Below are 9,401 nucleotides of genomic sequence, written 5' to 3' on the forward strand. Positions count from 1 at the left end.
TGCATGTTCCACCGCCTCAAGCGCTTCCGCGCCGTGGCCACCCGCTTCGAGAAGACCGCCACCAACTACCTGGCGGTCCTCCACCTGGCCTGCATGATGCTTTGGCTTAATTAGGGACACCCCCTAGGGCTGGTAGGGATACCGCTCGAGCTTGCCTTCGGGTGACACCGCGTAGAGCTCGAACCAGTCGGTCTCAAGGCCCGTGACACGGGGTCCGAAGCCAGGGCACCGATCCACACGGCGGTTGATCCGCACGAAGTACCAGCCGGCCTCCTGGCCGATGACGACTTCCAGGGCCCTGGCGGAGAAGGCGCACTGACCCTCGAACTCCTTGGGAAAGCGCTTCAGCACTTCCTGCAATGCGGCATGCGCGGCCTGGATGGCAGGACCTTCCAGGGTCGCGAGAGGAGGCAGGTCTTGTTTCGGCCATGGGATGGGCGCCTCCGGAGTGGAAGGGGCGCCTGCATCAGGGCGTGCGGTGGCGGCCTGGGCAGCCGCCGGGCTCGCATCTGGTCTCCTGTTGCAGAGAGGCATCCCCAGGAGGCCCGTCTCCACGAGCAACGATGCGATCAGCATGAACCGGGGCGATTTCAGCATGAGGACACCTGGATGGCCGTGAGGCTCTAGGGGTGAAGGGCCGCGGAGCAGTCCGGTAGAACTCCCTCGGGTCTGAACATGCTGGAAGGACGCGGTGTGCAGCGTGCCTGGAAGTTCCATTGCTTCCTACCGCCATCCCACCGGTAGACCTGACCCTCCTGATTCCACTTGTAGAACCGGGGCGCATCCCGGTGTCCGGTGGCGAGCCACCCCCACGCGGGAATCACCTGCCCTCGTTCGTCACGCGCGAGCCGTCCGCCGGGCGTCGTGCCATACGCGACCACCACCCACGCACCTTCCGACTTCACCATCGGCCAGGTGCTCAGGTCCTGATTGCTCACGTCCGATGCGCACGGGTGGTTGTGGGCATAACCCAAGACGGGCAGGTCGTTGCCGTAATCCGCGTCATCAACTCCTCCGAATGGAGGGTGACAGGAACCCGCCGACTTCACCGTGTTCCGAACAGGCCAGGACACACGCCAGTCAGAAGGCGTCCGATAGATGGCGACGCAGTACTCCGAGGCTTCGGGGCGTGGGCGTCCCGTGCTCGCATCGCATGCATCGACTGCCCCTGGCAGCGCAAGCAGGGCGTGAAGCGTTGGGATGATCAGGTCATCAGGAACGACGGAGGCGTGGGTCAGGACCGCGGGGATCTCCGGCCAGGGGCCCGGAGCAATGGTCAGACCTTCCAGTCCCTCCCGCCGTGACAGCTCCGAAGAGGCGTAGAACCGGCGGGCCCCGCTACTGGCACACGCAACGCCCAGGCTCGCCGCGACCCACCAGAGATGTCGCCGGACACGCCCCATCCGGCGCAGCGTACTCAGAACTGCAGATACACGTAGGGCCGCGCTTCCAGCGTGGACAGCTGCCGGATGCCCAGGCCGATGAGCACCAGCACCACCGCTCTCGCGGGGGCCGGCAGCTTGAGGAACGCGAGCGCCGTCAGGTCGTAGACCTTCATTGGCAGGGTGTGCGCGAGGATGGCCACCGCCAACATGGTCCACACCAGCGGGCCCACGTTCGCCAGGCCCGGGATTCCCGCCAACATGCGCGCGTAGAACTCACCCGCGTGCGTCATGTCCGGCGCCCGGAACACCACGCGCGTCAACACCACCAGCGTGAACGTGGCCAGCATCCCCAGGCCCACGCGCACCGGTCCCGGCTCCTGCTGCTTGCCCCGGAACCACCACCAGCAGCGCACCGCGCACAACGCCACGCCGTGCACCGCGCCCCATACGGCGAAGCGCCAGTCCGCCCCGTGCCACAGGCCTCCCAGCACCATCACCATCATCAGGTTGAACAGCACCCTCGGCTTCGAACGCCGGTTGCCGCCCAGCGGGATGTACAGGTAGTCCCGCAGCCACGACGACAGGCTCATGTGCCAGCGGTTCCAGAACTCGAACAGGTTCTTCGCCAGGTACGGCCGCGCGAAGTTCTCCGGGAACCGGAAGCCGAACAGCGCCGCCACGCCAATGGCGATGTCCGAGTACCCCGAGAAGTCGTAGTACAGCTCCAGCGTGTACGCGACCGCCGCCACCGCGCACTCCGCGGACGAGTACGCGTGCGGGCTTCCGAACACCGGATCCACGATGCCGCTGCCCAGCACGTCCGCGATGATCAGCTTCTTCACCAGCCCTACAGCAATGCGGAACATCGCCTTGCCGCCGTCATCCGGCGTCAGCGTGGGCACCTCGCGGAAGTGCGCCATCAGCTCCGACGCGCGCACGATGGGCCCGCTCACCACGCGCGGGAAGAACAGCATGTAGAGCAGGTGCTCCACGAACGAGTGCTCCGGGCTCGCCTTCCCCCGGTACACGTCCACCGTGTAGCTGATGGACTGGAAGACGAAGAACGACAGCCCCACCGGCAACAACAGGTGGAAGGGCTCCGGCCGCACCTCCACGCCCCACGGCCCCAGCACCGCCAGCGCCGTCTTGCGCAACAGCTCCAGGTACTTGAAGCCCGCCAGCATCCCCAGGTTGGAGACGATGGACAGCACCACCAGCAGCTTGCGCACGCCCGGCCTGTCCGTGCGCCCCAGGCCCTTCACCCACAGGTGATCCACCGTCACGCCGGCCAGGAAGATGAGCAGCGGCAGCCCCGCCAGCAGCAGGGCCTTCAGCGTCACGTTCCCCTGCGCGATGAGCGTCGGCAGCTGCGTGAAGCCCGTGTAGAGCACCAGGCTCGCCACGAGCAGCACCAACATCCGGGGCCAGAAGTGCCGGTGCACCGCCCAGTAGAGCGCGAACACCACGATGACGAAGATGACGTAGTGGAGGCTGTGGGACAGCACGGCTCAGGGCGCTCCCGCGGCGGAGGCCGTCGGCTCGCCGCCCTTCTTCGTGGACTCGTACGCCGCCATCAGGTCCTTCACGAACGCGTTCGCCAGCACCGCGTATCCCGCCTGCGTCAGGTGCACGCCGTCCACATGGCCCAGCGCCACCGGCTGCCGCTGCCAGCGCTGCATGGAACGCTCGCCGCCCATCGCCGCGCGCGCGGACCAGTACGCGCACCCCGCGTCCTTCGCCACCTGCGGCAAGGTCGCCAGCACCTTCCCCAGCGACGGCGCCTCCGTCCACCGGCCGTCCGCGTCCTGCTGGAGCCGGTCCGTGGGCCCGATGAGCAGGCACTCCGCGCCCGTCGCCTTGCGCAGCCGTGACACCAGCGCCGTGTAGTCCTGGCGCAGCACGCCCGCGTCCAGCTCCGGCAGCTCCGCCTCGTTGGTGCCGTACCAGAACACCAGCAGGTCCGGCCGGCGCGCGGTGAGCTGCGCGTCCATCGCCGTCGCGTCCATGTCCCTCGCCGTGAAGGCCGTGGCTCCCGGCAACCCCAGCGCGTCGTACACCAGCCCCGGCGTGTCGTACTCCATCGACGCGCCCAGCACCGTCGCGGATCCGCCGCCCTCCGGCACCGTCACCTGCACCGTGTGCGCAAGGCCCGTCACCGGGAAGGAGCGGATGCGCACCGTGGGCTTCGTCAGCGGCTCGGGTGGCGGTGCCTCCGGGGCAATCGCTTCCCCGTCCACGCGGATCTCCGGCGCCGCGGCGCCCGGCGCGTCCAGCGCGTAAAGGTCCAGCCGGCCCGGCGTGTCCTTGCGGCCCTCGCAGCCCTGGCAGAAGGAGATGCCCAGGCTTGCTCCAGGCGCTCCTACCGCGCGGATGCCGGTGAGCCCCCAGAGGCCTCCGGGCTCAGCAGCGCCCTTCGCGTCCTCCACCGTCCACGACCCGTCCAGCGTGCGCGACACGTGCGCCGCCTCCAGCCGGGGGGACGGCTTGCCCGCCGCGATGAAGCCGCGCCCCGCGTCGCCGAAGCGCTTCGTCAGCGCGTCGCGCACGGTGTCGGAGAAGAAGTGCGCCGCCGTGTGCGAGGCGCCCAACTGCGCGATGCCCACGCGCAGCTTCGCGCCGGACTCGCGGCGGGCCAGCGCTTCGAACGTGTGCTGGAGCGCCGGGGTCGCGTTCTGCAGGCCCGACATATCCGCGGCCGGAATTCGCGGCGGATGCGTGCGTGCGAAGGCCCGCTGCAACGCGAGGTCGAACAGGTGGCCCAGCAGGTTGGAGCCACGCACGCGCGGGTGCACCAGGTCCTCCAGCATCAGGCCCGACTCCAGCCACTTGAGCGCGGAGCCCTCGCCGCCCATCGCCGCCAGCGTGTCGTAGTAGGCGCAGCCTCCCTGGCGCGCCTCCTCGCGGAACACCTCGGCCACCTCCGCCGAGTGCCGGCGCGTGACGAGCTCGCCGCTCATCGTGCGCACACCCGCGTCGATGGGCGACATCACGAGGCACGCCGCGTCCGGCACCGACGTGCGCACGCGCGACACCAGCTCCTTCATCTGCGAGCGCACCTCGTCCACCGTGGTGCGCTCGCGCGACAGGAAGAACGCCTCGTTGCCGCCCACCATCAACACCACCAGCGACGGCTTGCGGTGCCGCAGCTGCGCGCGGAAGGCCGCGGGCTGCGCGCGCAGGTACACCTCCGCCATGCCGCCCAAGAGGCCCACCGTGTCGTAGACGACGCCCGGCGTGCCCGACTCCAGCGAGACGCCGTGCAGCTCCGTCTTGCCGCTGGCCGTGAGCGTCAACGTCTTCGCGCCCTCCGGCAGCTTCAACCGCGCGAAGGCGGCTTCCGACTTGGGGCCGAACGCGCGCGTCTGGATGCGCTGCGTGGGCTTGCCGTCCACCGACACCTGCACCGAACCGTTGGCCGGCTGGGCGAGGAAGAACAGCTCCGCCTCGCGCGAGCCCTCCACCGAGAAGCGCGCGCCCTGCGACGGCCCGCTCGTGGAGAAGGCCACGCCCGTCCAGCCCACGCGGTCCTTGGGCCAGTGCGTGTCCACCAGCCGCTCCATCTTCCAGCCGTCCGTGCTCGCGGTGCCCGCGCGCGTGGCGCGGCCGGCGCTCGCCAGCCGGTGGATGTAGAGGAAGCCCGGACCGCCCGAACCGAAGCGCTCCTGGAGCCGGTCGCGCACCACGTCGGTGATGTAGTCGGAGGCAATCAGCGAATCGCCCAGGTGCACCACCCGCACCGGCGTGCGCCGCGCGTCCGAGCGCAGGTCCCCCAGCGCGCGCATCAGCGGCGCGAGGCCGTCCTCTTCACACGAGCCGTCCGCGCGCGCCTTGCGGCAGTTGAGCTCGATGTCCACGTGCTTCGCGCCCATGCGCTCGCGCAGCGCTTCCAGCTCCAGCGCGTTCGCCAGCGTGGGGGCGCTCAGCTCCTCCAGGCCGATGCCGGGCACCGCGGGGGCCTCGCCCACGTCCGGGCCGGCTTGCGGATCCGTGTCGGTGCCGGCGGTGTCCGCCTCCGCGAGCGCGGAGGGCGGCGCGTCGGGCGCCATCGTGTCGGCGGAGGGACGCGGGGCCTTCACGCCGCGCAGGGACGCCGGCAGCGCGAGCGCCACCAGCTTGGGACCGAGCGACCCTTCCTGGCGAAGGCTGGGAAGGGGACGGAACTTCTCCGGCAGTGGGGCGAGGGACAACCCCACCGTCAGGAGCACGGTGAAGGCCAGCGTCCACCCGGTGGATGTGGGCTTGAGACTCAACGGTGGGGCATGAGACTGGCTTTTCGGGGGCGGGTCAAAACTCTGCCCACATCCGCGCGCCCCATCGCCTGTCGAGCAGCCGGCCGGGCCCCCTTCCTCCGACGGCGCGAAGCGCTATGGTGCGCCGCCATTCGCGCCAGGTGTGGCCTGGCGTCCTCCAGGAGCTTGACCCCGCATATGGCCCTCTATCCCGTCATCATGGCCGGAGGCTCCGGCACCCGCTTCTGGCCGCTGTCCCGCCAGGCCCGTCCGAAGCAGTTCCTCCCGCTCGCCTCCAAGCTGCCGCTGCTCACCGACACCGCGCTGCGCCTCAAGGGCCTGGCGCCGGTGAAGAACACCTTCATCGTCTGCGGCCCCGTGCACGCGAAGACGGCCGCGAAGCTGGTGAAGGGCCTGCCCAAGGGCAACCTCCTGGTGGAGCCCGTGGCGCGCAACACCGCCCCCGCCATCGCGCTCGCCGCCCTCCAGGTGGCCGCGCGCGACCCGAAGGGCATCCTCGCGGTGCTGCCGTCGGACCACCACGTCGCGGACGTGAAGGGCTTCCAGCGCACGCTCGCGGAGGCCGCGCGCATCGCCGAGGGCGGCCACATCGTCACGCTGGGCATCAAGCCCGCGCGCCCGGAGACGGGCTACGGCTACATCCAGGTCGGTAACGGGCTGGAGGGCGGCGGCCGCCGCGTGAAGGCGTTCAAGGAGAAGCCCGACCTCAAGACGGCGCAGGAGTACCTGGCCAGCGGCGACTACCTGTGGAACGGCGGCATCTTCGTCTTCCGCGCGGACGTCATGCTGAGGGCCTTCCAGCAGCACATGCCGGAGATGAAGAAGGGGCTCGACGCGCTCCAGAAGGCCGCAGGCAAGCGCACCTTCGCCGCCGTGCTCAAGCGCGTGTTCCCGAAGCTGCCCTCCATCTCCATCGACTACGGCGTGATGGAGAAGGCGGAGAACATCGCGGTGCTGGATGGCGACTTCGGCTGGTCCGACGTCGGCTCCTTCGCCGCCATCCCGGAAGTGCGCCCCGCGGATGCGCAGGGCAACGTCGTCTCCGGCGACGCGGTGCTCGTGGACTGCACCAACTGCGTGGTGCTGGGCGACAAGCGCACCCTCGCCGTCGTGGGCCTCCATGACGTCGTGGTGGTGGACTCCGGCGACGCCGTCCTCGTCGTCCCCAAGGACAAGAGCCAGGACGTCCGCAAGGTCGTCGAGGCGCTCAAGGCCAAGAAGCGCCTCAAGCTCCTCTAGCGCTTCGTGTGGGGCAGAGGCCTACCGCGCCTCCTGTTTCCCCTCACCCATTTCTACCCGGGGCCGCCTGTCATTTCTACAGGGGGCCCCGGACCGTTTCCGGGGCTTTCCGGCACCTTCGGGCGCTTGGAGTGTCCGGTGGTGGACGGGAAGGGCCCCCGGGCACGGGGCGCGGACGTTGCAAGCCCCACCCGCGTCCGCCCCATCCAGGGGGTGGCAGGCGAGGATGTCGATGGGCTGCAAGCGCTGCGTCGTGGACCACCTGAACGGGGAAGCCTGCCCCGTGGCGTCGCCGTCGGTCGCCGGGGATTCGCTGGAGGGCCAGCGCCACGGGCCGCTGCTGCTGAAGCGCCGGCTGGAGACGGGCGCGGTGGCTTCGGTGTACCTGGCCGAGTACGTGCCCACGGGGCACCGCTTCGCGGTGAAGGTGCTGCACCCGCACCTCGCGGAGCGGCCGGCGGTGCGCGCGCGGTTCATCTCGGAGGCGCTCGCGCAGCGCAACGTCGTGCACCGTCATGTGGCGCGCGTGCTGGACGTGCGCCCCGGTCCCCACGGCCTGCCCTGCGTGTTGATGGAGGCGCCGGAGGGCGAGTCGCTGAGCGCGATGCCCCTGCCGCTGTCTCCCGCGGAGGCGGGCGAGGTGCTGGACCAGGCGCTCGCGGGGCTGGAGGCAGCGCACGCGCGGGGGCTCGTGCATGGTGACCTCACGCTGGACTCGCTGCTCGTCACGCGCGACTCGAAGGGGGCGCGGCGGGTGCAGGTGCGCGACTTCGGCGCGAGCGCGGTGCGGGCCGCGGCGCTGACGTCCGAGGAGCGCGCCCAGGGCGTGTCGGTGGGCTCGCCCACGTTCATGGCGCCCGAGCAGTGCGCGGGGACTTCCGGTGGGCCTCGCGCGGACGTGCACGCGCTGGGCGTGGCGGGCTACCTGCTCGTCACCGGGCGGCTGCCGTTCGGGCTGGGGCGGTCCGCGGACGTGGTGCTGTACCCACCGCACGCGCTCAACGCGAGCATTCCTCCCGCGCTGTCCACGGTGTTGCTGCGCGCGCTGGCCGCGCGTCCCGAGGAGCGCTTCGACAACGCGCGGGCCTTCCGCGTCGCGCTCGCGGAGGTGCTGGGCACGGAGGTCGGCGTGCGGGATGCGTCGGCGGACGCGCGCGAGGACGCTTCGGAGGCGTTCGTGGTGGACGTGGAGCACGACGCGGTGGACGACATTGAAATCGTGGAGGACGTGCCCGAGTGGGGCGCGTCCGCCACGTCCATGGAGGATGCGGCGCTGCGCGCGGCGGACGACGGGGCTTCCTCGGCCCACGCGGGCGAGGTGGCCATGCGCGCGGAGGTGGCCGCGTTCTGGTCGTCGGCCGTGGCGCTGCTGGGGCCCGCCGAGCGGCAGGTGTCCCCATCCAGCACCGGCCCGGTCGCCGCATCCCATGGCGCGGCTCCGGCGCACGCGACCTCCACGCTGGGGTCCGCGGCCATTCCGTTCATGCACCTGGCGCCCTCCGTGGACGCCGCTCCGGTGCCGTTGAACACGGTGCCCATCGCGCTGGTGGACCGGGTGGGGGGCCCCTTCACCGCGCCCTCCCCGCTGGTGGACACGGCGGCGCCCCTGGAGGCCTCCGCGCCCCGCACGGACGCGCCGTCGGACCTGCGCGTGCGCCTGGGCCTGACGCCGGGCGAGGTGCTCCAGCCGGTGTCCGTGAGCGACGTCGCCCCCGAGGGCCTCTTCGCCGAGTGCCAGGGCTCGCTGCCGCCGCTCGCCGCGCGCCTGCCGGTGGAGGTGTCCTTCCGTGGGGAGACGGCGGTGGGCGCCTGCGACGTCGTCCGCCACGTCACCTTCGACGAGGCGCGCACCTGGGGCGTGACCGCGGGCGTCTTCGTCCACTTCCCCGACGAGTACCCCGCGCTGAGCCGGCTGCTCACGCGCGCGCTGGAAGAGGACGCGGAGCCCGCGCCCGACGCGGAGCTGGCCCGGCTGCTGTCCCGCGCGGAGGCCGTCGCCCGCGACCCCTACACCCTGCTGGGCGCGAAGCCCGACGCGGACTTCGCGGACGTGCACCGCCGCGCCCAGGCCGCGCTGCGCCGCCTGGTCGCCTTCCAGGGCCGCGCGCTGCCCACGTCCCAGCGGCAGGCGCTCGACGCCCTGCGGGTCCGGGTGCTGGCCGCGCAGCGCACGCTCGGTGAGCCGCTCTCCCGCGTGGGCTACGACGCCACCCGGGGCAACCTCCCGGGGCTCGCGCGGTGTGTCGCGGCGGGCGTGCCGGAGCCGACGATGGAGGCCCTGCGCAGCGCCTTCCTGGCCGCGCGCCCGGAGGTGGAGGTGAAGGCCCGCGCCCTCTTTACCCAGGGTCACGCCCTGGAGGCCCAGCGGGCCGTGTCGGCGGCGCTGGAGTGCTACGCCGAGGCCCTGAAGCTGGATCCGCTGAACACGTCGTGGCTGAGGCACTACCAGTCCCTGCGGCAGCGGGTGCCGTCTGGGGCCGGGGCGCGGATGACCGGGGCCATGGCCTGATGGGGTCCATTACCGGAC

5 protein-coding genes and 1 pseudogene are annotated in these 9,401 nt (G+C 71.4%); 3 read left to right on the top strand and 3 right to left on the bottom strand.

Translation table 11 applies throughout. The features are described from left to right. Positions 1-114 (top strand): annotated as a pseudogene (locus D7V97_RS34580) (IS5/IS1182 family transposase); the annotation flags it as partial. Between the two features lie 9 nt (positions 115-123). Here the strand turns inward: D7V97_RS34580 and D7V97_RS46180 are convergent. The 3 genes from D7V97_RS46180 to D7V97_RS34600 form a co-directional block, all read right to left on the bottom strand. Beyond that, on the bottom strand, positions 124-597 hold the full coding sequence (locus D7V97_RS46180; protein WP_233583407.1) for a hypothetical protein: 474 nt from the start codon (positions 595-597) through the stop codon (positions 124-126). Positions 598-1,417: 820 nt separating this feature from the next. Further along, positions 1,418-2,890: an MBOAT family protein gene (locus D7V97_RS34595; protein WP_120614890.1), complete on the bottom strand. Its 1,473-nt coding sequence runs from the start codon at positions 2,888-2,890 to the stop codon at positions 1,418-1,420. 3 nt (positions 2,891-2,893) lie between these two features. After that, positions 2,894-5,635, bottom strand: coding sequence for a GDSL-type esterase/lipase family protein (locus D7V97_RS34600; RefSeq protein ID WP_120614891.1), 2,742 nt, complete (start codon positions 5,633-5,635; stop codon positions 2,894-2,896). A gap of 177 nt (positions 5,636-5,812) precedes the next feature. Between D7V97_RS34600 and D7V97_RS34605 the strand changes: the two genes are divergently transcribed. Beyond that, positions 5,813-6,874 (top strand): mannose-1-phosphate guanylyltransferase, encoded by a 1,062-nt coding sequence (locus D7V97_RS34605; RefSeq protein ID WP_120614892.1) that lies wholly within the window; start codon positions 5,813-5,815, stop codon positions 6,872-6,874. 283 nt (positions 6,875-7,157) lie between these two features. Further along, positions 7,158-9,383, top strand: a complete 2,226-nt coding sequence (locus D7V97_RS34610) for a protein kinase (protein ID WP_158623519.1) — start codon at positions 7,158-7,160, stop codon at positions 9,381-9,383. The last annotated feature ends 18 nt before the right edge of the window (positions 9,384-9,401 follow it).

Source organism: Corallococcus sp. CA053C (assembly GCF_003611675.1).
Classification (GTDB): domain Bacteria; phylum Myxococcota; class Myxococcia; order Myxococcales; family Myxococcaceae; genus Corallococcus.

Excerpts from the sequence above, each read along its gene's own strand:
- D7V97_RS34605 (WP_120614892.1), top strand. The coding sequence starts at position 5,813 with ATGGCCCTCTATCCCGTCATCATGGCCGGAGGCTCCGGCACCCGCTTC.
- D7V97_RS46180 (WP_233583407.1), bottom strand. The coding sequence starts at position 597 with ATGCTGAAATCGCCCCGGTTCATGCTGATCGCATCGTTGCTCGTGGAG.